The organism is Pseudonocardia xinjiangensis (assembly GCF_050948425.1).
GTDB lineage: Bacteria > Actinomycetota > Actinomycetes > Mycobacteriales > Pseudonocardiaceae > Pseudonocardia > Pseudonocardia xinjiangensis.
The window spans coordinates 3,195,740-3,217,393 of record NZ_CP192009.1 but is presented as its reverse complement, the minus strand read 5'-3'; the positions used below and the strand labels follow the sequence as shown (position 1 = coordinate 3,217,393).

Below are 21,654 nucleotides of genomic sequence, written 5' to 3'. Positions count from 1 at the left end.
CCGTCACGGTCGGCCAGTTCCGGACGACCAGTCGAGCGGTGGATGGCCTGTCCGTGACCGGCGCCGAGACTCGGTCACACACCAGGTTGTCCAGTCGTGCCGGGCTCGACAAGAAGATGAGAGAGGCGAGCGCGATGCGTGCAGCAGTGCTGGAACGGTTCGGTGAATCGCCCACGGTCACCGAGATCGAGAGCCCGGTCCCCGACACAGGTCAGGTACTGGTCAGGATCGTCGCAAGCGGGGTCAACCCGCTGGACACCAAGATCCGGGCCGGGGAAGCGGGGCACGCCCGCCTCCGGCTTCCCGCGGTGCTCGGTATGGACCTCGCCGGCGTGGTCGAGGAGGTCGGCGCGGACGTCACGGGCTTCGCCCCGGGTGACCCCGTCTACGGGCTCACCGGCGGCGTCGGCGAACTGCAGGGCTCGCTCGCCGAGTACGCGGCCGTCGACGCCCGGTTGCTCGGCCCGGCGCCGGCATTCCTCGACCTGCGCGAGGCCGCGGCGCTGCCGCTGGCGGTCATCACCGCGTGGGAAGCTCTCGTCGATCGGGCCCAGGTGCGGTTCGGACAGACCGTGCTGGTTCACGGCGGGGGCGGTGGCGTCGGGCAGATGGCTGTCCAGATCGCCCGAGCACACGGCGCCCATGTCTTCGCGACCGGGTCGGCCCGCAGCCTCGACACCATCGCGCGCCTCGGCGCCACGCCGATCGACTACACCACCGCGGTGGAGGACTACCTCGCCGAGCACACCGGCGGCGAGGGATTCGACGTCGTCTTCGACACCGTCGGAGGCGCAGTGCTCGACGCGTCCTTCGCGGCCCCCCGCACCTACACGGGCCACGTGGTGAGCGCGCTCGGCTGAGGAACGCACAGCCTCGCTCCCCTGTCGTTCCGCGGCGCGACCTACTCGGGGGTGTTCACGCTGATGCCGATGCTGACCGGCCGCGGGCGCGCCCACCACGGCGAGATCCTGCGGGAGGCCACCGCCCTCGCCAACGCGGGAGTGCTCGCGCCGCTCCTCGATCCCCGCCGGTTCACCCTGGAGACGATCGACGAGGCCCACAAGATCGTGGCTACGGGCACCGGGTCGGGCAAGATCGTCGTCGACATCACGGACGACGTGCTCGATCCGGGAGCACGTGTCCGGCGGTAGCAACAGCCTCATCCCCTACGCCGCCACGGGCGCCGCCCGCCCCCCAGACGGCGCCCGTGGCGGCTCCCGGACCGATCCCCTCCCGTGAGCGGCGACGTCGAGCGGCCCGGAGGGCGACCGGACCGCTGTGGTCAGGTCATGCGGCGGGACCGCAGGCGGGCCTGGGTGTAGACGGCGGCGGCGACCAGGATGAGGAAGCCCTGGAAGAAGTACTGCCATGATTGGCCGAGGTCGAGGAACGTCGTCGCGTTGAGCACCTGCTGGATCAACGCCGCGCCCAGCAGCGTGCCGATGAACGAGCCGCGCCCGCCCAGCAGGCTCGCCCCGCCCAGCACCACCGCGGTGATGCTGGACAGCGTGTAGCTCACGCCCTGGGTGGCGTCGCCGACCCCGATCTGGGCCATCAGCAGGAGCGCGCCCAGGAAGGTGAGCAGGCCCGCGACGACGTAGGCCAGCACGTGCGCGCGGTTCACCTTCACCCCGAGCCGGCGGGCCGAGTCCTCGTGCGAGCCGACCGCACGCAGGCCGCGCCCCCACGGCGTGAGCCGCAGGGCCAGTTCCAGGCCGACGGCCACCACGACGGCGGCGATGAACGCCAGTGGCACGGAGCCTGTGGTGGCGGTGATCAGGTCAGTGATCCCCGTGCTGATGAACCCGGCCTGGAACGGGCGCAGCAGCAACGACACGCCCTGCAACCCGATGTAGAGGGTGAGTGTGGCGGCCACCGACGTGAACCCGCCGTAGCGCACCAGCACGCCGTTGAGCAGCCCGCTCGCCGCGGCCACCACGATCATGATCACCAACGCCAGGACGATCGTGCCCGCGGTCGCACCGTCGACGAGGAAGAAGGACGCGATCACCACCAGGAGCCCGGCCAGCGGCCCGAGGGAGAGGTCGATGCCGCCGGTCATGATCACCACCGTCTGCCCCATGGAGATGAAGGCCAGGGCGCTGAGCAGGGTGAGCACCGAGGACACGTTGAACGGCGCGAGGTAGCGCGTGTTGTGCGCGAACGTGTAGGCCCCGAGCGCGAGGATGACCAGCGCCAGGACGACGCTCGGGGCGTAGTCGCCCTTGGCCAGGCGTCGCAGCCGCGAACCGCCCCCGCTCTCCGCGGCGGGTCCGGACTCCTGCCTGCGCAGGGTGACGGCGCCGACCACCGTGCTGGTGATGTTCTCCTCGGTGACCTCGTCCCCGTCGAGCTCGCCGACCACATGTCCCCGGGAGAAGACGACCACCCGGTCGCACAGGCCCTCCAGCTCCTTGGCGTCGGAGGAGACCACGACGACCGGCACGCCGGACGCGGCCACGTCCCGCATGATCTGGTAGATCTCCGCCCGCGCCCCGACGTCCACGCCCTGCGTCGGCTCGTCGGCCAGCAGGATCTTCGGACCGGCCAGCAGAGCGCGGGCCAGCACCACCTTCTGCTGGTTGCCGCCGGACAGCGCCATGACGTCGGTGTCGATGGAGGCCGTCTTCACCGCCAGCCTGCGCACCTCCTCGTCCACGGCGGCCCGCTCCCGCACGCGGTCCACCACACCGGCGGTGGCCAGCGCCGGCAGCGCGCTCACGGCTGCGTTCTCCCGCACCGACATGGTCGTCATGAGGGCCTCGGCGTGCCGGTCGGCCGGCATGTAGGCCGTGGCGTCGACGAGCGCACGTCCCGCGATCGGCCGCCCGTCGAGGGTGATGCGCCCGGTGCTGCGCACCAGCCCGGCGAGCGCGCGCAGGAACTCGCTCTGCCCGTTGCCGACGATGCCGGCCAGGCCGACGATCTCCCCGCGCCGCACGCTCATCGAGGCGTCGTGGAACCCCTCCCCCGACAGTCCCGTCACGTCCAGCACCTCGGGGGCGTCGTCCGATGGCGGGTGCTTGGCCGGAAAGGCCGCGGCGAGCTCGCGGCCGATGATCATCCGCAGCAACGCGTCGTCGTCGATGTCGGCGACGCGGCTGGTGCCCCGGACGCTGCCGTCGCGCAGCACGGTCACCTCGTCGGCGATGCGGCGGACCTCGGCCATGCGGTGGGTGATGTAGACGACCGCGCAGCCGCGGGCCGTCGCCTTCCTGACCTGCTCGAACAGCATCTCCGTCTGGTCCGCGCCCAGCGGCGCCGTCGGCTCGTCCAGGATCAGCACCTTCGGCTCCAGCGCCACCGCCTTGGCCACCTCCAGCAGCTGCTTCTGGGCCACCCCGAGCCCGTCCACCCGGTCGTGCAGCCGCACGGTCGAGCCGACGGTGCGCAGGAGATCGGCCATCCACGCCCGGGTGCTCCCACCCGTGGACATCCGTCCCGCCGGCACCGCCACCCGGATGTTCTCCGCCACCGTCATGTCGGGCAGGACGGCCGGGTGCTGGTGCACGATCGCGATGCCCATCCGCGTGGCGGCGTCGGCGGTCAGGCCCGGCACCTGCTCGCCGTCGACGCTGATGTCGCCGTGGTCGGGCTGCACCGAACCCGAGGCCACCCCCATCAGCGTCGACTTGCCCGCGCCGTTCTCGCCGAGCAGCGCGTGCACCCGGCCGGGGAGCACATCGAGCGAGACGTCGGTGAGCGCGCGTACCGCTCCGTAGGTCTTGGTGACCCCGGTCAGGCTCAGGGCCGGGGTGGTGGTCCGGGTCGTCGCCGGCATGTCCGCTCCTCGCTGTCGGGGTTACTGGAGTGCGGCGATCTGGTCGGCCGCGCTGAGGCTGCTGGACACGAAGGCGTCCATCGGCAGCGCTGCGTCGCAGGTGACCGGATGTGGCATCCCGGAGAGGGAGTCCTCGAACGCGCTCTGCGGGTACACGGTCGACCGCGGAATGACGCCGCCACTGGCCCGCGCCACCGCGTTGTCGACGGCCAGGCGGGGCATCGCGTTCTGTGAGGAGACCGTGAACAGCGGGAACTCGTGCCCGGCGTCCTTCTGCTGCTGCCAGTCGCAGGCCAGCTGGTTGGCGTCCTCGGTGGCGATCGCCGGGATCTGGCGGCCGGCCTGCGCAAAGGCCGGGAACGAGCTCGCGAGTGCCGAGCCGAAGTCGGTGGTGATCGCGTCGATCTCCGGGTACTTCGCCAGCGCCGCCGTGATCACCTGCTGGGTCTGTGCGGCGTCCCAGTTCGTCACCTCGTACGGGGTGTTGCCCACGAAGTGGATGTCCGGGTACGTCGCCAGCACGCTCTGCATCCCCTGGTACTCCGCGAGGCTCTGCGAGTTCGCGGACGGGCCGCCCAGGTTGAGCACGTTCCCCTTGCCGTGCAGGGCCTTCACCAGCCACTGCGCCCAGAGCACCCCGACCTGCCGGAAGTCGGTGCTGACGAAGGCGTCGTAGTCGGTGCCGGGCCGCCCGCCCGGGCTGATCCGGTACGGCACGGTGATCACGCCCGCGCGGTACGCGCTGCGCAGGGCGGGCAGCATCGCCTGCCCCGCGTCCGGGAAGACCACCAGTGCCTGGGCGCCCTTCGCCACCAGCCCCTGGATGTCGGAGACCGCCTTCTGGGTGTTGCTCTGGCCGTCGGTGTAGGAGAAGGAGGTCACGCTCGGGCACTTCGCGATCTCGGCCTTGGTCTCGCCGAGGGCGACCTTGCGCCAGTTGTTGCCGCCGAAGCCGTCGGCGAGCGCGAACGAGACCGGGTTCGGCCCGCACCACGACGGCACGTCGGCGTTGAGCGGACGGCCCGGGACGGCCGGGGCCGGGTGGTGGCCGGTCGTGTTGATCGAGCACGCGGCCAGGGTCAGGGCCAGCACGCCCAGGCAGGCCACCGCCGTTCGCCGCACGATCTGGGTGGGCATGGGGATCTTCCTCGATCTCGGGAGGCCGTGGTCAGGCCACGGCGCTGCGGGGACGCCCGCGGCGCAGCCGGGCACGGACGGCGGGCCAGTCGATCGTGTAGATCGCCACCCCGGCGGCCAGCGCCAGCGCCTGGACGATGTTGCCGGTGGCGGGGTTGACGCCGAGGGTGAGCACGAGCTGGTTGAGCTGGGAGAGGAACAGCGCGGCGACCACACTGGCGACAGCACTGCCCTTGCCGCCGAGCAGCGACGTGCCGCCGAGCACCACCGCGGCAACCGACGGCAGGAGCTGGGAGTCGCCCTGGAAGGCGCTGGGGGTGGTCACGATCCCGGCGAGCAGGATGCCGGCGACCGTGTAGAGCAGCGATGCCCACACGTAGGCCGCGAGCTGGTGGCGCTTGACGCGCAGGCCGGCGAGGCCGGCTGCCACCGGGTTGTCGCCAACCGCCTCGAAACGGCGCCCCGCCACCGACCGCTTGACCAGGAAGCCGGTCCCGGCGGTGAGCAAGGCCGCGAACCAGACCGCGTGCGGCAGCCCGAGCAGGGCCCCGGTCGCGATCGTGCGCATCGCGTCGGTGGTGCTGGTCGGCGAGCCGCCGGAGACCCCCAGCACCACCGCGTAGAGCAGCGCGTTCGTGCCGAGGGACGTCACGATCGCGGGCATGCCCAACCGGCTGACCACCAGCCCGTTGAGCAGGCCGGCCAGCAGTCCGGCCAGGAGCGCCAGCAGCACCGCCGGCAGCAGCTTCCCGCTGTCGCCGTCGGGGACGTGCGTCACCAGGACCACAGCCAGTGAGACGGTGCCCGGCACCGAGAGGTCGATGCCGGCCTGCTGCACCACCAGGGTCTGGCCCAGCGCGATGACGGCCAGCACCGCGGCGAACGGCAGCATTCCCTGCAGCGAGCTGCGGCTGAGGCTGTCCGGCTGGGCGACCAGACTGACCAGGAACAGCAGGATCGTCGCGCCCAGGATCGTGACCAGGCCGCGGGAGGCACGGCCCGACCGCAGCAGCCCGCCGATGCCGCCGGTGACCGCCGACGGTCCGGCGATGGGCGAGGGATCGGCTGCGGTGGCCGGCATGGAGTCCTTTGCCGTATCGCTCATGTTCTCAGCGCCACGGGTCCACCAGGATCTTCCCGGTGGCCCGGCGATCGACGAGGGCGTCCAGACCGTCGGGCACCAGCGCGTCCAGGCCGATGACGCGCTCCAGCAGGTGCTCGGCGATGCCGTCGGCCGTCAGCAGGCGCAGTGCGGCCGGGATGTCCTCACCGCACACGTGCGCGACGGTGCTGCGCAGGTCGACCTCGCGCAGGATCACGTCGGCGAGGTCGAGGTCCTGCGGGCCGTGGGCGAGCCCGACCAGCAGCACCCGGCCGCCCCGGGCGGTCATCCGCACGGCCCGTTGCGCAGCGCCGGACACCCCGCTGGCCTCGATCACGAGCGGAGCACCCTCGCCGCCGGTCAGATCGCGCACGAGATCCACCGGGTCGCGCGTGGATACGTCGTAGGTCTCCGTCGCGCCGAGCGCGCGGGCCGTGGCCAGCCGGGCGTTGTCCACGTCGAGCGCGATGATCCGTCCCGGTCGGCTCCCGGTGAGCCCGCAGAGGATGAACGAGCCGATCGCACCCGCACCGACCAGCACCACCGTCTCCCCCGGTGTGACATCTGCCCGGCGGGCGGCGTGCAGGCCCACCGCGAGCGGCTGAGCGAGCCCGGCGGCGTCGTCCGGACAGGCGTCCGGAATCGGTACGCAGGTCGACGCGGGCACCGCCGCGTACCCGGCGAGACCGCCGTCGGCGCTGAGACCGAGCGTCCAGTAGCGGGCACAGAGGTTGGTCCGGCCGGCGAGGCACCATGAGCAGTCACCGCAGGACACGCCGGCGCCGGTCGCGACACGGCGCCCGGCGAGGAACGCGGCGTCTTCCCCGTGCTCGACCACCTCGCCGATGAACTCGTGGCCGAGCACCATCGGTCCCAGATGCCCGCTGGCCGGGTGCCGGCGGTGCACCGGGAACATGCCCGGGCCGTGCTGGTACTCGCCGGCATCGGTGCCGCAGATGCCCGAGCGCGTGACCCGGACCAGCACCTGGCGCGGGCCGGCGACCGGCACCGCGCGCTCCTCGATCCGCACGTCCCCGGCGCCGTGGTAGACGGCGGCGCGCATGGTCGCGGCGGCCATCACGCCTGCTCCATCGTGATGTGCACCTTCACCTGGTCCCGATCGGTCCGGGCCAGCTCCACGGCCTTGTCGGCCTCGGCCAGCGGCACGCACGTGGTGACGAGCGGAGAGAGGTCGACACCGGTGCGGGCCAGGAACCGCAGCGTCTGTGGCCAGACCCCCGGCGAGCCGATGGTGCCGCGCACCTGCAGCTCCTTCGACTGGATCAACCCGAGTCGCGCCGGAGCCGACCCGCCGACGTCGATGCCGACGTTCACCAGCCGGGCCCGGAACGCGGCGATCTCCAGGGCCGCGGCCATCGCGCTCGGCTTCCCGCTGGCCTCGATCACCACGTCCGCGCCGCGACCGCCGGTGTGCTCCATGACGTCGTCCACGAACCCGTCCGCCGTCGGGTCCAGGCACACCTCGGCCCCGAGCCGCCGTGCCAGGTCGGCCCGGTCCGCATTCGGCTCCGCCACGATCACCCGCGCGCGACGGCCGACGGCCGCGGCCACCACGCCGAGGCCGATCGGGCCCGCTCCCAGCACCGCGACCGTGTCGCTCGCGTCGAGATCGCCCGCCCGGCGGGTGGCGTGGTACCCGCAGCTGAACGGCTCCACCAGCGCGCCCTGCGTCCAGCTCATGGAGTCCGGAAGGGGGTGCAGCCACTCCGGGCGCGCCACGAAGTATTCGGCGGCGGCGCCGCTGATGCTGAACCCGAAGTGGTCGGCACCGATCACGCACTCGCCGACCACCCGGTCGTGCTCCCGGAGACCCGTGACGGCCGAGCCGGCCGCCACGATCTCACCGGCCCATTCGTGCCCCGGGATCAACGGGTACGTGAAGGGGATGATGTAGCGGCCCTCGAGCAGCTCGATGTCGGAGTGGCAGACGCCCACGGTTCTCGCGGCCACCAGCACCTCGTCCGGGCCGATCTCCGGCACGGGGATCTCCTCGACGCGAGCGGCGGAGTCGCCGACGAATCGCAAGGCCTTCATGTGTTCTCCAGTCCATGCCCCGGTGCCCGCGGCACAAGGTGTTTCACGAGTCGACCCGGACCAGCAGCTTCTGGGCGTCACCGGCCGGGTCCAGCAGGCGCTCGAAGCCCCGGGCGACGATGTCGTCCACGCCGATCACCTCAGTCAGCACCTTCTCCACCGGCAACCTGCCGGTCGCGATGAGCGCGGTGATCCGGGGGAAGTCGTGCACGGGATAGCACCAGGTGCCGATCAACGAGAGGTCCCGGTTGGACAGTGCCATCGGGTCGATCGTCGCCGGTGCGACGTGCAGCCCGACCTGCGTGGCCGTGCCGTGCGCGCGCAGGCTCGCCAGCGCGACGCTCAGCCCGCCCTGCGAGCCGGAGCACTCGGCGGCGACGTCCACCCCGATCCCGCCGGTGAGCGCACGCACCGTGTCCGGGACGTCGTCGGCGAGCGGGTCGAGCACGACGGCCACACCGAGGGCCTCGATCAGCGCCCGGCGCCTCGCGTTCGGCTCGCTGACGATGACCGTCGAGGCACCGCCGGCGTGCGCGTACAGCGTGGCCAGCGCGCCGATCGGTCCGGCGCCGGTGACGAGGACCGTGTCACCGGCGCGGAACCCGGTGCGGTCCACGCCGTACGCGGCCACCGCGGTCGGTTCCACCAGCGCGCCCTGGATGTCACTGACCGAGCCGGGGAGCGGACAGACCTGGTGGCCGGGAACCACCACCTGCTCACTGATCCCGCCGCCCTGCCAGCTGAGCCCCGTGCACGCCATCGTCGTGCAGAGGTGGTTCAGCCCGCGCAGGCAGTAGTAGCACTGTCCACAGTAGATCAGCGGCATCACGGCGGCGCGGTCGCCGGCGCGGACCCCGGTCACCTCACCGCCGACCTCCAGCACCTCGCCGGAGAACTCGTGACCGAGCACCTGCGGGGCGGCCGCGCCCGTCAGCGGGTGCGGGGCGGTCGGGATGACGATCGGACCGGCCGCGTACTCGTGCAGGTCCGTGCCGCAGATTCCGGAGAGGTAGGGCCGCAGGCGCACCTCTCGCGGACCGAGCGGGCCCGGTTCGGCGACCTCCTCGACCCGGACGTCGTTCTTGCCGTGGTAGACGGCGGCTCGCATCGTCAACTCCTGTGTTGGCGGGTCCGTCAAGGTGTTCAGCACGATGTGCGTCAGCAGTGAACATCTCTCCCCCGGCCGCGTCAAGCACTCTCCGGACACCTGCGTCGGAAGCGCCATATGCGCAGTTCGGGACACCGCGCGCTGACGATGCCGGCCTGGCGGCTGTTCACTGACGCCAAACGCCACCACGCACCCCTCAACACCGGGCGGGCGGCCGTCAGCCCAGCGGCGGGATGATCCGCTCCGCGCGCAGGCGCTCGAACAGGTCGAGGAAGGACCGGCGGGTGTCCTGGACGACGGTGAAGCCGAAGGACCGGCTCTTGGTCATGTCCGCGAAGGTCTCGGTCTCCCGGCCCAGGTCGCCGTCGGTGTGCCACCAGGATGCGAGCTCCTCCAGCTTGGTGGGCACCAGGCCGTGCTTCTCCACGATGCGGTCCCACACCGGGCCCGCGGCGGCGAGCCGGTCGGCCAGCGGCTGGGCGTGGCCGGGGTACTGCGCCGGCGGCACGCCCAGGCCGTCGGCCAGCACGGGCCACAGCTGCCGCCAGCGGAACACGTCGCCGTTCACGGCGTTGAACGCCTGGTTCCAGGCCTCAGGCGTGCTCGCGGCCCACACCAGTTGCTTGGCCAGCAGCCGGGCGTCGGTGACGTCGGTGACTCCGTTGAACTGCTCGGGTGAGCCGGGGAAGACGAAGGGCTCCCCGGTCTCGCGGCTCAACGCCCCGTACACGGCCAGGGTCACGCCCATGTTCATCGCGTTGCCCAGCGCCCACCCGATCAAGGTGTGGGGACGGTGGACGGACCAGGTGAAGCCGCTGCGCTCGGCGGCCTCGAACAGGACGTCCTCCTGCGCGTAGTAGAAGTTCTGGTTGGGCAGCCGCGGCTGTTCCTCGCGGAACGGGGTCTCCATCGGCGTCCGCGCGTACGCCTCGAACGGGCCGAGGTAGTGCTTGAGGCCGGTCACCAGTGCGACGTGCGCGAGGCCGCCGGTCTCACCGAGCGGCTCGAGCAGGTTGGTCATCATGGCCGCGTTGACCTCGCAGTTCTCTGCTTCGGTCGCCCGCCGCTGCCAGGTGCAGTAGAAGACGTGGGACGGCCGCAGATCGGCCACCGCCCGCCGCGTGGCGGCGGCGTCCAGCAGGTCCGCGGCCACCGGCCGGATCCCCGGTTCCGGCACGGTTCCGCTGCGGGAGAGCCCGTGCACCTCCCACCCCTCGGCGAGCAGCTGCCGGGCGGTGTTGTTGCCCGAGATCCCGGTGACTCCGACCACGAGCGCGCGCTTGCTGTCCACCACGTTGCGAGTCCGCCTTCCGGTGAGTGTGACAAGGGTTCGACGCGGCGGCGAACAGCAGGTGCCGTGCCACCGCATCTGTCCAGTATCACTGAACACGAGCACCGGGCGCGTCGCAGTGACGGTTTTCATCAGGCTGGGTGTTCTAATATGCTGAACGATCGGTTGGTCCCCGACCTGCCGATTCCCCGACCAGAGGTGCGTCCGTGACAGCGACCAGCGGTTCCCCGGCAGCCTCCGACGCGCCGCGCCGTCAGCGGTCGGGCGGCGAGGGCGCCGACCGGCACGACATCGCCGGAGTGGGCGCACAGCTGCGGGCCAGGCGGCTCGCCGCCGGTCTGTCGTTGCGTCAGTTCGCGCGCGATCTCGGGGTCTCCGCCTCGCTCGTGTCGCAGATCGAGAACGGCAAGTCCCGCCCGTCGGTCGCCACGCTGTACGCGATCTGCAACGCGCTCGACCTCTCGCTCGACGAGCTGTTCAGCAGCGCCGGTGCCGCGGAGCCGCCCCGGTCCGACGCCGCGTCCGGGCCCGCCGGTGACCACGCCACGCACAGCTACCACGGCGCATTCGCCAAGCTGAACGAACCGGGCCCGCACGTCTCGAGCCCGGTGGTACGGCCGACCGACCGCCGCAGGCTCGTGCTGGACTCCGGGGTCACCTGGGACCAGCTCTCGGCCGCCCAGGACTTCGGCGTGGACTTTCTGCGCGTGCGCTACGAGGTGGGCGGCAGCTCGGTTCCCGGCGAGCAGCTCACCCGGCACTCCGGCGCCGAGTACGGGTACATCATCAGCGGCACGCTGGACGTCTCGCTCGGGTTCGACACCTACCGGGTCGGGCCGGGCGACGCGATCTCGTTCGACTCCTCCACCCCCCACCGGCTCACCAACAACGGTGACGTCCCGGTCGAGGCCGTCTGGTTCGTCCACGGCCGCAACCAGCCGGGGTACTGAGGTACCGCCTGCGCGAGGCTGTTGACACGCTGCCGAAGGACCGTTCATTATCGGTGAACACCGCTGTTAACGAGCGAGCTCGCGAAGGGGATCCCTGTGCTGATCGGTTTCGCCGGTCTCGGAAGAATGGGCAGGCCGATGGCGCGCAACCTCGCGCGCGCCGGCCATGAGGTGCTCGCCTACGACCCGGTGCTCGCCGCGACTGCCGACGACCAGGGCCTCGCGCCCGACGGTGTGCGTCTCGTCCGGTCCGTGGCGGATCTCGCCGCCGCCCCGATGACGATCAGTATGCTGCCCGACGGCGCCACCACGCGCGAGCTCGTGACCGGTCGCGACGGGCTCTGCGCCGCCGGCGTCCAGGACGGGCACCTCCACGTGATCATGGGGACGGTCGGGCCGACGCTGGTCCGGGAGGTCGCCGCGGCCGCGGCCGAGCGGGGTGTGCAGGTCGTCGACGCCCCGGTCTCCGGAAGCGTGAGCCTCGCCGACGCCGCGCAGATCACGACGATGGTCGGGGGCACCGAGGAGCAGTTCGCCCGGGTCGGCCCCGTGCTGGCGGCGATGACGAAGATGCAGTACCACACGGGCCCCGTCGGCTCCGGCTCCACCGCGAAGCTCGCCGTCAACGCCGTGCTCGCCGCCCTCAACCAGGGGGTGGCCGAGGGCATGCTGCTCGCCGAGGCAGGCGGCCTCGACACCACGGTGTTCTACGAGGTGCTGAGCACGAGCGCGGCGGGAGCGCCGTACGTCGGGTACAAGTCCGATGCCTTCCTCTCCCCTGCCGAGACCGCGGTGTCGGCGCCGGTCTCCCTCATCCACAAGGACGTCAGCCTCGCCCTCGACCTGGCCGCCGAGCAGCGGCTGACGCTCCCGGGCGCGGAGGCCGTGGTCGGCGTGCTCGACCAGGCCACGGCCGCGGGGCTGGGTGAGGAGGACATGGCCCAGGTGCTCGCCGCGCTCCGGCTGCTCAACGCCTCCGCACGGCCGTCGAACCCGGAAGGAACGAACGCCATGAACGACGACGTCGAACAGATCCGCGAGCTGGAGGACCGGCGCTACGACGCGATCGTCGCCGGCGACTTCGACGGCTTCGCGAAGCTCGCCCACCCCGACCTGGCCTACACGCACTCCACGGGCGACACCGACACGCTGGAGTCCTACCTGGAGAAATGCCGTGCGGGTTTCTACGACTACCACCGCATCGACCACCCGGTCGACCGGATCACCGTCGTCGGCGACACGGCCATCGTCGTGGGCGAGATGAACGCCGACCTCACCGCGGGCGGTGTGCAGAAGACGCTGACCAACCGCTGCCTCGCCGTGTGGGTCCGCTCCGGAGGCGACTGGAAGCTCCTCGGCTACCAGCCCACGGTCATCCCCGGGCGCTGAACGGATGCGCGAGCAGTTCACCTACGACGCCGTGGCGGGCCGGGTCGTGTTCGGCGCGGGCACGGCCCACACCGCGCTCGCCGACGAGGTCGGCCGCCTCGACGCCGAGCGGGTCCTGCTGATCGCCACGGAGCAGGAGGAACCGCTCGCCCGCAAGCTCGCCGCGCCGTTCGCGGAGCGGATCGCCGCCACCTTCACGGCGGTGCGCCCCCACGTCCCCACCGAGGTCGCCGAGGACGCGCGGGAACTGGCCACCGCTGCAGGCGTCGACCTGCTGCTCAGCGTCGGTGGCGGGTCCACCACGGGCACGGCGAAGGCGGTCGCGCTGACCACCGGCCTGCCGATCGTGGCCGTTCCCACCACCTACGCGGGTTCGGAGGTCACGCCGGTCTGGGGCATGACGGAAGGGGCGCGCAAGACCACGGGCGTGGACCACCGGGTGCTGCCCCACTGTGTCGTCTACGACCCCGAGCTCACGCTCACGCTGCCGGTCGACCTGTCGATGGCGAGCGGGCTCAACGCCATGGCGCACTGCGTCGAGGCGTTCTGGGCGCCGCGGCGCAACCCCATCTCGACGCTGATGGCCGAGGAGGGCATCCGCGCACTCGGCCGGGGTCTGCCCGCCGTCCTCGACGAGCCCGCTGGCGCGGACGGACGGGCGGACCTCCTGTACGGCGCCTACCTGGCCGGCTCCGCCTTCGCGGTGGCCGGCTCCGGCCTGCACCACAAGATCTGCCACGCCTTGGGCGGGGCGTTCGACCTCCCGCACGCCCGGACCCACGCGATCGTGCTCCCCCACGTCCTCGCGTTCAACGCCCCCGCCGCCCCGGAGGCGGCCAGCCGGATCGCTCAGGCCCTCGGCCGGTCCGAGGCGGTGACCGGCCTGGCCGAGCTCGCCCAGCGGCTCGGTATCCCGGCCGGGCTGCGTGAGCTCGGCATGCTCGAGAGCCAGGTGGACGAGGCAACCGACCTCGTCGCCCCCACCGTGCCTGCGGACAACCCACGCCGCGTCGACCGGCCCGCACTCCGGGCACTCATCCACGCGGCCTGGGCCGGCTCACCACCAGGCCCCGACGCCACCGCGACCCACCAGGGACAGACATGAGCATCTCCATGGAGTCCGACCAGGCCGCCCAGCAGGAACGGGCCGTCACCGACAAGGTCGTCGCGAGCTTCGACACCACCGCCTCCCCGCGGCTGCGCGAGGTCATGCAGAGCCTCGTCCGGCATCTGCACGCCTTCGCCCGCGACGTCCGGCTCACCCAGGCGGAGTGGGAGGCGGGCATCGAGTTCCTCACCCGGACCGGCCACATCACCGACGAGCGTCGCCAGGAGTTCATCCTGCTCTCCGACGTGCTGGGCCTGTCCATGCTCACGGTCGCGATCAACGCCCCGGCCACCGCAGGTGCCACGGAGTCCACCGTCTACGGCCCGTTCTTCGTCGACGCCGCCCCGGAGATCCCCTTCGGCGGCGACATCGCGGCCGGCGCGAGCGGCACGCCCTGCCTGGTGGAGGGCACCGTCCGCAGCACGGACGGCACCCCGGTCCGCGGCGCCCGGATCGACGTGTGGGAGGCCGACGACGACGGCTTCTACGACGTCCAGTACGACGGGGACCGCATCGCCGGCCGCGGGTGGCTGCGGTCGGACGACGAGGGCCGTTACCGGTTCTGGTCGGTGGTGCCCGCCCCGTACCCGATCCCGGCAGACGGCCCCATCGGCGACCTGCTCACCGCCGCGGGCCGGTCCCCCATGCGTCCGGCCCACCTGCACTTCAAGGTCGCCGCACCCGGGCACCGGACGCTGATCACCCACGTCTTCGTGGCCGGCGACGAGCACCTCGACCACGACGCGGTCTTCGGCGTGAAGGACTCCCTCGTCGTCGACGTCGTCCGGGAAGGTCCGGGCGACGCCCCCGACGGCACCACCCGCACCGAGCCGTGGGCGCGGATCCGGTTCGACATCGTGCTCGCCCCCGACCACGAGGGATGACGAGAGCCGGGCGCCGGCCGACGGCTCGCTCGCCACACCGCCCGCACCGGTCGCTCCGTCCGAGTGGTCAGAACGCCGCACTACTCTGATCCGCGATGAACGTCCCCGACGTCGAAGGCTGGCCGCACGACGTTGCCGGCGCAGTTGAGATGCAGCGGCAGGTCGCCGAGCAGGTGGACATTCCGGCCCACACCGTGCCCACACCCACCACCGTCGCGGGCCTCGACATCTCCTACGACACCGGCTCGGACCGCATCATCGCCGCCGCCGTCGTGGCAGAACTGGCGACGGGCGCCATCGTCGAGCAAGTCGTGGTAGCTGGGGTCGCCCAGTTCCCCTACGTGCCCGGACTGCTCGCCTTCCGGGAGATCCCGATGCTCCTCCAGGCGCTATGGCCACTGCGCACCGTTCCGGACGTGCTGATCTGCGACGGCCAGGGCATCGCACACCCTCGGCGCTGCGGCCTGGCCTGCCACCTCGGCGTACTCACCGGGCGCCCGGCACTGGGCTGCGCCAAGACCCGCTTCATCGGAACGCACGACGAACCCGGCCCTCAGCGCGGCGACCACACACCGCTCTACGACGGCGCCGATCTCATCGGCACCGCACTACGCACCCAGCGTGACGTCAAGCCCGTCTACGTGTCGCCAGGTCACGGGATCGGAATCGCGCAGTCCTGCCAGATCGTTCTCGCGCTGTGCTCCACGTACCGCCTACCCGACCCCATTCGGCACGCGGACCACATCTCCCGTCGGGCATTGGCTCACCACCCGGTGGAGGCCCAGGGCCTTCTGCACCACAGCTGAGTGCCGTGTCCTGCTCGCCACCGATTTTCTGACGAACGAAAGGTCTGGGCCGGCGGGCTAAGCGGGCGGGGCGACGATCGAGTCCGGCTGGTTCGCGCGCCGAAGCGCGTCGGCGACGAACCCGCTCGCCTTCAGCTCCTCGATGAAGGCCCGGAGGAACCGGACCGTCTCCGGGCCGCGGGTCCTGGTCGTGCCCAGCGCCTGCCGGATCTCCATGAACCGGCCCTCGATCAGACGAAACTCGGGATGGCTGCTGACGAACTCGACCATCGGCTGCTTGATGCCGGCGGCGACCTCCAGACCCCGGTCGCGGAACACGTCGATCCCGTCCTCTCCGCGCACCGCACTCGCGTGCTGGAGGGTGCGTGACAGGAACAGGTCGTAGGCCGACCCCTCGTTGACGCCGACCCGCACGCCGTCGCTGTCGACGTCGGCCGTCGAGGAGATGGCCGAGTCCCGGGGCACGACGAACACCCCCTCGATCACGACGTACGGCGCGGTGAAGGCGACCTCCGCCTCACGAACGGGCTCGATGGCCAGGAAGCAGATGTCCGCCTGCCCCGATGCCATGGCCTCGAACGACTTCCGTGCCGCATCGAAACAGACCAGCTCCACCGGAAGCCCCAGGCGCGAGCCCAGCTCCCGTGCGATGTCGACCGTCACACCGGTCGGCGCCGCCGGCGTGCCCTGCGCCAGCACCGGGTTGCCCAGGTTGATCGACGCCCGCAGGGTGCCGGTCGGCGCGAGATCCTCCGCGATGGCTGCGGGCACGATGCTCATGGAGACGATCCTAGGTTCGTCCTCCGAGGAGTGAGGGGCTCAGGCGGCGCTCCGCACTAGCGTGCTCCCGGTGCGTCTCACCGAACGCGGGCTCAACCGCGCCACGTTGCACCGGCAGCACCTGCTCGCCCGGTCGGCGCGGCTCGTGGGCGACGCCGTGCACGACCTCGTCGCCGTGCAGGCACAGCACCCCGCCTCGCCGTACGTGGCCCTCTGGAGCCGGGTCGCGGACTTCGACCCCGACGCGCTGGACGCCGCGTTCGCCGACGGGACGCTGGTCCGGGCGACCTTGCTGCGGGTCACCCTCCACGTCGTGCACGGTGAGGACTGGGCGGCGTGGCACCGGGCGATGGAAGCAATCCTGCGTGCGTCCCGGTACGGCGACCGCCGCTTCGCCGACAGCGGCCTGACCGTGGCCGACGTCGACGGGCTGCTCCCGGCGCTCGCCGAGTTCGCGCAGCAGCCGCGGCACCGCGCCGCGATCGAGGAGATGCTGGGAGAGCGGCTCGACGCGACCCGCGGACGCGCCGCGTGGTGGGCGCTGCGCACGTTCGCTCCGTTGCACCACGTCCCGGCGGGCGGGCCGTGGGCGTACCGCAGCCCGTCGACCTTCCGCGCCGCACCGCCCGGCGGCGTGCCTGTCGACGAGGCGAGGCAGCGGCTGGTGCTGCGCTACCTCGGGGCGTTCGGCCCCGCCACCACTGGCGACATCACCCGGTTCACGTCCCTGCGCCGCCCGGAGGTGCTCGCCGCGATCGACGGGCTGGGCGTGGCGGTGGAGAAGCTGGACGGTCCGGCCGCGGGCCCCTACTTCGACGTCGTGGACGCGCCACGACCGGACGGGGACACGCCCGCGCCGCCGCGCCTGCTGCCCATGTGGGACAACGTCCTGCTCGCCTACGCCGACCGCACCCGCCTCGTCCCCGCCGCCTACCGGCCCCTGATCTACCGTCGCAACGGCGACGTGCTGCCCTCCCTGCTCGTCGACGGCCGGGTCGTCGGGGTGTGGCGGCCACACCCCGGCGGGATCGAGGCGCACGCGTTCGAGTCCCTTGATCCGGGGACGTGGCGGGCGCTCGCCGCCGAGGCCGGGGCGTTGTCGGCCGTGCTGGCCGCCCGCGACCCCCAGCCCTACAACCGCTACGCCCACTGGTGGGCCAAGGGCATCCCGGCCGAGGAGGTTCGCCGGCTACCGGGCTGACCGATCACCGCGGACCGAACCTGCGATGTGACGCGAGCACAGCAGTGACCGTCAGTGCGGCGATGCCGGCCGACTCCATGAGCAGCGCCGCCGACACCAGCGGCGACCCGACGGCGCCGAGAAGCTCGACCATCCCGAGCACGAGCGCGCCGACGGTCCCTCCGGTGAAGAAGGTCCCGGACAACGCCACCGGTGTGAGCCAGCGGCGCGGCACGAGGAGCGTCGACGTCGCGAGCACCAGACCGCCGAAGGCGCTGAGCAGGAACGCCGACCCGACCACGGGAATGTCGAACCCTTCCCTCATCAGGAGCACGAGATGGATCGTGCTCATCGCGACGAGCAGGGCCGCGCTCAGCACGCGACCGACGGCGACGACGGCGCGGACCCCGGTGCCCACTAGATGCCGTGGGTGGTCTGGATCATCTCCGCAGCTCGTTCACCGATGACGACACATGGTGCCATCGTGTTTCCGCTGGTGATGTCGGGCATGATCGAGGAGTCGGCGATACGCAGGTTGTCGACGCCGTAGACCCGCAACGCACCGTCGACCACCGACATCGGATCGCGTCCCATCTTGGCGGTGGAGGACTGGTGCCAGTAGGTGACGGCGGCGTTGCGCACGTAGGTTTCCAGAGCACGAGCGTCGAGCTCTCCCGGTAAGGCCTCGGCCTTCACCAGTGTGTCGAAGGTGGAGCTGTTTCCGAGTTCTCGGCACAGCGCGATACTGGCGAAGGCTGCGCTCAGGTCGTCGGGATGCGACAGCGTGTTGGCCTCGATCAGCACAGGATCGCAGGAGTCGGGCCCGGAAAGGTGCACCTCGCCCCGGCTCTTCGGGTGGCTCAGGCCGGCGAACATCGTCCATCCGTGCGCCGGTACCCCCAGGGCCGCGGTTTCGGCGCTGGGCACGGGGAACTCGACCTGGCAGTGCAGCATGTCGGGCAGGTCGAGGCTGTCGTCGCTCTTCCAGTACAGGGTGGCTTCGGAGCCTCCGTTGCCCACCCGCTGCGGCTCCCGGTATTCGAAGATGCAGCCGAACGACACGTGGTCCTGGTGGTTGCGACCCACGCCCGGAAGGTGCTGGACAACCGGGATGCCATGGCGTCGGAGTTCGTCCTCGGGTCCGATACCGGACTGCATGAGGACCTTCGGCGTGTTGATCGCGCCCAGCGAGAGTATGACCTCCTGGCCAGCGGTATACCGCTGCCGCTGCGAGCCCTGGACCACCTCCACCCCGACAACCGTGGTGCCCCGGAAGAGCAGTTTGCTGACCAGAGCGTCGGTCAGGACCGTCAGGTTGGGCTGCCCCAGCAGCGGGTGCACGTAGGAGCGGAAGATCGAGGAGCGCCGCCCGTCCCGGACGATGAGGTCGTTGATCGCGGCGCCCCCGGAGCCTTCCATCATCGCCCCGTTGGGGCTGTCGAACACCGGTAGGCCCAACGAGCCGGCGGCCTCGACCATGGCATGGGCCACGGGTGACGGGTCGGCAGCCGGCTCGACATGGACAGGGCCCCCCTGCCCGCGCCGCACCGGGTCGCCGGGCCCCTGCCAGTTCTCGATGCGGCGGTAGATCCCCAGGACCGACTCGTAGCCCCACGCCGGGTCGCCCGCTTCGGCGGCGTAGTGCTCCCAGTCGTTCTTGTGGCCCCGGGCCCATACCGTCACATTGATGCTGGAGCCGCCTCCGAGCACCTTGCCCATGTTGAGCGGGATGGCGCGGCCGTTCAGATGGGGGTTTGGCTGGGCGGCGAAGGCCCAGTCCCGCTCCGAGCCCAGGTTCGCGGGCCACCGGGCAGGCTCCATGACGTCGGGGACGTCATCGCTCCCGCCCGCCTCGATCAGGAGCACGCGCACCCGCGGGTCGCGCGCCAGGCGGCCCGCGACGACAGATCCGGAGGATCCGGCACCACAGACGATGAAGTCGTAACTGCGGACCGCATCCGCGCCGTCCGCGCTCGACGTGAGCTCGGTTTTCGTCATATCGGCAGTCTCCAACCGTGGAATGTGATGAGCAGGAAAGGGCGTCGACACCCTCGACGCTCGACTGATGGCCGGACGCTGCACGAATGACGGACGAACCCCTCGATCGTCCGGTCACGCGCGCACGACATCGGAATCCGGCAATGGCATCAGCTGGGACACCCGGGAATGCGCCCCCACGCGTTCCCGGGAGATGGTGAACCTGTCGGCAGTGGAACCCGCCGCAGCGGAATCGTTCAGCCCTGACGACATCCGCATCGATGCGCAGTCGGGCGTGAGGAGTATCGACCGGCGGCGGCCCGCCACACCAGGAAGTGTGACGTATATTTCCTACCGTTCGGTCGGAAACTGCCTCGGCTCCGCCACGCCGCGGTCAGGCACTGCGCGCGAGCCGCAGCGAGAGGCCACCCAGCGCCCGGTGGGCGGAGTCCTCGAGCTCCGCGCGCGACGCGCCGCCGCACGCGAGCACGGCGAGACCGTGTCGCACGACGCTGATGAAGCGGGCCAGCGACGCCGGATCCTCGTCCGGAGCGAGGTCCCCCTCGTCCTGCGCCCGTTCGTACCGCTGACGGAGCGCGCTCTCGGCCGCGAGCCGCAGCCCCACCATGTGCTCGGAGATGTCGTGGTTCTCCGGCCCGCACACGAAGGCGCCCTGGAGGACGAAGCAGCCCATCGGACGCTCCGGGTTGGTCAGCTGCTCCACGCTGCGCAGCAGGTACTGCCGGGTGACGTCCAGCGCGGTCGGCGCGTCCAGCGCCTGGAAGGTGTGGACCGCGTCGACGGCGTAGTAGCGGTCCAGTGCGCGGAAGAACAGGTCCTTCTTGCTCGCGAACGCGGCGTAGAGAGCCGGCCGGTTGATGCCCATGGCCGTGGTCAGGTCGGTGAGGCTCGCGCCCTCGTAGCCGTACCGCCAGAAGACCTCCAGCGCGGCATCCAGCGCGCGCTCGAGATCGAACTGCCGAGGCCTGCCCACTGCAGCCATGACCAACTCTCTCATGCGCCCTGTCGAACTCCCCCTGACAAGTTCCGCCGAGAAGCCCGTTATTCCGCCGGGGCCAGCCACGTGCCGCGTCCGGCTACTTCGCGACGAACTCGATGAGCGCGTCGTTGACCTCGGAGGCATGGGTCCAGAGCAGTCCGTGGGGTGCCCCCTCGATCTCCCGGTAGTCGGCTTCCGGGAACGCCGCGTGGAAGGGGCGCCCGGTCACGTCGATCGGGAGGAGGTTGTCCTTCGTGCCGTGGACGATCAGTGCGGGCTTCCCCGAGGCCCGCACCGCCTCGACGTCGGGGCGGAAGTCCTCGATCCAGGCGGGGATCACCGCCCACGCCGCAACCGGAGCCGAGGTGGTGGCGGTGTTCCAGTTCGCGCGCACCACGTCCTCGCTCACGAGCGTGCCCAGGGTCTCGTCCAGGTTGTAGAAGTCCTTGTAGAACTGGGTGAAGAACGCGAACCGGTCGGCGCGCGCGGCCGCGATGGCGGCTTCGTAGTTCCCCCTTGGCAGGCCACCGGGATTGTTGTCGGTCTGCAGCAGGAACGGTTCGATCGACGCCAGGAACGCGAGCTTTCCGATCCGCTCGTGCCCGTGGTTCCGGACGTAGCGCGCGAGCTCACCGGTGCCCATCGAGAAGCCCACGAGGACGACGTCGTGCAGGTCCAGCGCGACCAGCACGGTGTCCAGGTCGGCCGCGAAGGTGTCGTAGTCATAGCCGCTGCCGACCTTGCTGGAACGGCCGAAGCCGCGGCGATCGTAGGTGATGACCCGGTAGCCGGCCTCCAGGAGCGCCCGCGCCTGCAGCTCCCAGCTGTGCCCGTCGAGCGGGTAGCCGTGGACCAGCACGACCGGCTGCCCGGAGCCGTGGTCCTCGTAGTAGATCTCGATGTCGGTGGTGTTCTCGGTTCCGACCGTGATGTAGCCCATGCCCGTTCCTCCTGGTGTGAGAGGGCGCCCTCGACCGTCGGAGGTCGGGACGGGAGACGTGCATCGCGCCGGCCGTTCACGAGCGGGGCCGGCGCCGGCGGCACTCGGCCTCGCGCCGGCATCACGATGCGATATGCAATATATTGCAGCTCCCCGGGAGGAAGTC

Annotated in this window: 20 protein-coding genes; 8 read left to right on the top strand and 12 right to left on the bottom strand. The window is 71.4% G+C overall.

The annotated features are described in order from the left end of the window. Positions 1-134: 134 nt before the first annotated feature. On the top strand, positions 135-860 hold the full coding sequence (locus tag ACQPZA_RS15220) for an alcohol dehydrogenase catalytic domain-containing protein (protein WP_433281588.1): 726 nt from the start codon (positions 135-137) through the stop codon (positions 858-860). A 63-nt stretch (positions 861-923) separates the two neighbouring features. Next, the gene (locus ACQPZA_RS15215) at positions 924-1,151 is read left to right on the top strand and encodes a zinc-binding dehydrogenase (RefSeq protein ID WP_433281586.1); all 228 of its coding nucleotides are present in this window, start codon (positions 924-926) and stop codon (positions 1,149-1,151) included. Positions 1,152-1,282: 131 nt separating this feature from the next. On the opposite strand, the gene ACQPZA_RS15210 is transcribed toward ACQPZA_RS15215, so the two are convergent. The 7 genes from ACQPZA_RS15210 to ACQPZA_RS15180 all read right to left on the bottom strand — a co-directional run bounded on the left by ACQPZA_RS15210 (position 1,283) and on the right by ACQPZA_RS15180 (position 10,477). Then, a complete protein-coding gene (locus ACQPZA_RS15210; protein WP_433281584.1) occupies positions 1,283-3,781 on the bottom strand; it encodes an ATP-binding cassette domain-containing protein in 2,499 nt (832 codons plus the stop codon). 21 nt (positions 3,782-3,802) lie between these two features. Further along, a complete protein-coding gene (locus ACQPZA_RS15205; protein WP_433281582.1) occupies positions 3,803-4,918 on the bottom strand; it encodes a substrate-binding domain-containing protein in 1,116 nt (371 codons plus the stop codon). 31 nt (positions 4,919-4,949) lie between these two features. Beyond that, positions 4,950-6,023, bottom strand: a complete 1,074-nt coding sequence (locus tag ACQPZA_RS15200; protein ID WP_433281580.1) for an ABC transporter permease — start codon at positions 6,021-6,023, stop codon at positions 4,950-4,952. A gap of 4 nt (positions 6,024-6,027) precedes the next feature. Then, complete coding sequence (locus ACQPZA_RS15195; RefSeq protein WP_433281578.1) at positions 6,028-7,098, bottom strand: zinc-dependent alcohol dehydrogenase; 1,071 nt, start codon at positions 7,096-7,098, stop codon at positions 6,028-6,030. Then, positions 7,098-8,075, bottom strand: coding sequence for a zinc-dependent alcohol dehydrogenase (locus tag ACQPZA_RS15190; protein ID WP_433281576.1), 978 nt, complete (start codon positions 8,073-8,075; stop codon positions 7,098-7,100). The genes ACQPZA_RS15195 and ACQPZA_RS15190 overlap by 1 nt, the downstream gene beginning before the upstream one ends. 43 nt (positions 8,076-8,118) lie before the next feature. Continuing rightward, entirely contained in the window at positions 8,119-9,183 is a 1,065-nt protein-coding gene (locus ACQPZA_RS15185; RefSeq protein ID WP_433281574.1) for a 2,3-butanediol dehydrogenase, read from the bottom strand. 217 nt (positions 9,184-9,400) lie between these two features. Then, positions 9,401-10,477 (bottom strand): SDR family oxidoreductase, encoded by a 1,077-nt coding sequence (locus tag ACQPZA_RS15180; protein WP_433281572.1) that lies wholly within the window; start codon positions 10,475-10,477, stop codon positions 9,401-9,403. A gap of 203 nt (positions 10,478-10,680) precedes the next feature. On the opposite strand from ACQPZA_RS15180, the gene ACQPZA_RS15175 reads away from it, so the two are divergent. The 5 genes from ACQPZA_RS15175 to ACQPZA_RS15155 all read left to right on the top strand — a co-directional run bounded on the left by ACQPZA_RS15175 (position 10,681) and on the right by ACQPZA_RS15155 (position 15,611). Next, a complete protein-coding gene (locus tag ACQPZA_RS15175) occupies positions 10,681-11,424 on the top strand; it encodes a helix-turn-helix domain-containing protein (protein WP_433281570.1) in 744 nt (247 codons plus the stop codon). Between the two features lie 96 nt (positions 11,425-11,520). Beyond that, positions 11,521-12,813 carry an NAD(P)-binding domain-containing protein gene (locus ACQPZA_RS15170; protein ID WP_433281568.1) on the top strand — a complete coding sequence of 431 codons (1,293 nt, stop codon included), beginning with the start codon at positions 11,521-11,523 and terminating at the stop codon, positions 12,811-12,813. A 4-nt stretch (positions 12,814-12,817) separates the two neighbouring features. Further along, positions 12,818-13,918, top strand: coding sequence for a maleylacetate reductase (locus tag ACQPZA_RS15165; RefSeq protein WP_433281566.1), 1,101 nt, complete (start codon positions 12,818-12,820; stop codon positions 13,916-13,918). After that, on the top strand, positions 13,915-14,805 hold the full coding sequence (locus tag ACQPZA_RS15160) for an intradiol ring-cleavage dioxygenase (RefSeq protein ID WP_433281564.1): 891 nt from the start codon (positions 13,915-13,917) through the stop codon (positions 14,803-14,805). Before ACQPZA_RS15165 ends, ACQPZA_RS15160 begins: the two co-directional genes overlap by 4 nt. 95 nt (positions 14,806-14,900) lie before the next feature. Then, entirely contained in the window at positions 14,901-15,611 is a 711-nt protein-coding gene (locus tag ACQPZA_RS15155; RefSeq protein WP_433281561.1) for an endonuclease V, read from the top strand. A gap of 57 nt (positions 15,612-15,668) precedes the next feature. Here the strand turns inward: ACQPZA_RS15155 and ACQPZA_RS15150 are convergent, their stop codons facing one another. Then, a complete protein-coding gene (locus tag ACQPZA_RS15150; RefSeq protein ID WP_169394862.1) occupies positions 15,669-16,391 on the bottom strand; it encodes a transporter substrate-binding domain-containing protein in 723 nt (240 codons plus the stop codon). 70 nt (positions 16,392-16,461) lie between these two features. On the opposite strand from ACQPZA_RS15150, the gene ACQPZA_RS15145 reads away from it, so the two are divergent. After that, complete coding sequence (locus ACQPZA_RS15145; RefSeq protein WP_433281558.1) at positions 16,462-17,592, top strand: winged helix DNA-binding domain-containing protein; 1,131 nt, start codon at positions 16,462-16,464, stop codon at positions 17,590-17,592. Positions 17,593-17,596: 4 nt separating this feature from the next. Here the strand turns inward: ACQPZA_RS15145 and ACQPZA_RS15140 are convergent, their stop codons facing one another. The 4 genes from ACQPZA_RS15140 to ACQPZA_RS15125 form a co-directional block, all read right to left on the bottom strand. Next, positions 17,597-17,989 carry a hypothetical protein gene (locus ACQPZA_RS15140; protein WP_433281555.1) on the bottom strand — a complete coding sequence of 131 codons (393 nt, stop codon included), beginning with the start codon at positions 17,987-17,989 and terminating at the stop codon, positions 17,597-17,599. Next, the gene (locus ACQPZA_RS15135) at positions 17,989-19,569 is read right to left on the bottom strand and encodes a GMC family oxidoreductase (protein WP_433281552.1); all 1,581 of its coding nucleotides are present in this window, start codon (positions 19,567-19,569) and stop codon (positions 17,989-17,991) included. Before ACQPZA_RS15135 ends, ACQPZA_RS15140 begins: the two co-directional genes overlap by 1 nt. Positions 19,570-19,942: 373 nt before the next feature. Next, positions 19,943-20,566 carry a TetR/AcrR family transcriptional regulator gene (locus ACQPZA_RS15130; protein ID WP_246265946.1) on the bottom strand — a complete coding sequence of 208 codons (624 nt, stop codon included), beginning with the start codon at positions 20,564-20,566 and terminating at the stop codon, positions 19,943-19,945. A 79-nt stretch (positions 20,567-20,645) separates the two neighbouring features. Next, a complete protein-coding gene (locus ACQPZA_RS15125) occupies positions 20,646-21,488 on the bottom strand; it encodes an alpha/beta fold hydrolase (protein WP_433281550.1) in 843 nt (280 codons plus the stop codon). Between the last annotated feature and the right edge of the window lie 166 nt (positions 21,489-21,654).

What these genes read in the sequence shown, in the direction of transcription:
- ACQPZA_RS15220 (WP_433281588.1), top strand. Translation starts at nt 135, where the DNA reads ATGCGTGCAGCAGTGCTGGAACGGTTCGGTGAATCGCCCACGGTCACC.
- ACQPZA_RS15215 (WP_433281586.1), top strand. Translation starts at nt 924, where the DNA reads ATGCCGATGCTGACCGGCCGCGGGCGCGCCCACCACGGCGAGATCCTG.
- ACQPZA_RS15210 (WP_433281584.1), bottom strand. Translation starts at nt 3,781, where the DNA reads ATGCCGGCGACGACCCGGACCACCACCCCGGCCCTGAGCCTGACCGGG.
- ACQPZA_RS15205 (WP_433281582.1), bottom strand. Translation starts at nt 4,918, where the DNA reads ATGCCCACCCAGATCGTGCGGCGAACGGCGGTGGCCTGCCTGGGCGTG.
- ACQPZA_RS15200 (WP_433281580.1), bottom strand. Translation starts at nt 6,023, where the DNA reads ATGAGCGATACGGCAAAGGACTCCATGCCGGCCACCGCAGCCGATCCC.
- ACQPZA_RS15195 (WP_433281578.1), bottom strand. Translation starts at nt 7,098, where the DNA reads ATGGCCGCCGCGACCATGCGCGCCGCCGTCTACCACGGCGCCGGGGAC.
- ACQPZA_RS15190 (WP_433281576.1), bottom strand. Translation starts at nt 8,075, where the DNA reads ATGAAGGCCTTGCGATTCGTCGGCGACTCCGCCGCTCGCGTCGAGGAG.
- ACQPZA_RS15185 (WP_433281574.1), bottom strand. Translation starts at nt 9,183, where the DNA reads ATGCGAGCCGCCGTCTACCACGGCAAGAACGACGTCCGGGTCGAGGAG.
- ACQPZA_RS15165 (WP_433281566.1), top strand. Translation starts at nt 12,818, where the DNA reads ATGCGCGAGCAGTTCACCTACGACGCCGTGGCGGGCCGGGTCGTGTTC.
- ACQPZA_RS15160 (WP_433281564.1), top strand. Translation starts at nt 13,915, where the DNA reads ATGAGCATCTCCATGGAGTCCGACCAGGCCGCCCAGCAGGAACGGGCC.
- ACQPZA_RS15155 (WP_433281561.1), top strand. Translation starts at nt 14,901, where the DNA reads ATGAACGTCCCCGACGTCGAAGGCTGGCCGCACGACGTTGCCGGCGCA.
- ACQPZA_RS15150 (WP_169394862.1), bottom strand. Translation starts at nt 16,391, where the DNA reads ATGAGCATCGTGCCCGCAGCCATCGCGGAGGATCTCGCGCCGACCGGC.
- ACQPZA_RS15135 (WP_433281552.1), bottom strand. Translation starts at nt 19,569, where the DNA reads ATGACGAAAACCGAGCTCACGTCGAGCGCGGACGGCGCGGATGCGGTC.
- ACQPZA_RS15130 (WP_246265946.1), bottom strand. Translation starts at nt 20,566, where the DNA reads ATGAGAGAGTTGGTCATGGCTGCAGTGGGCAGGCCTCGGCAGTTCGAT.
- ACQPZA_RS15125 (WP_433281550.1), bottom strand. Translation starts at nt 21,488, where the DNA reads ATGGGCTACATCACGGTCGGAACCGAGAACACCACCGACATCGAGATC.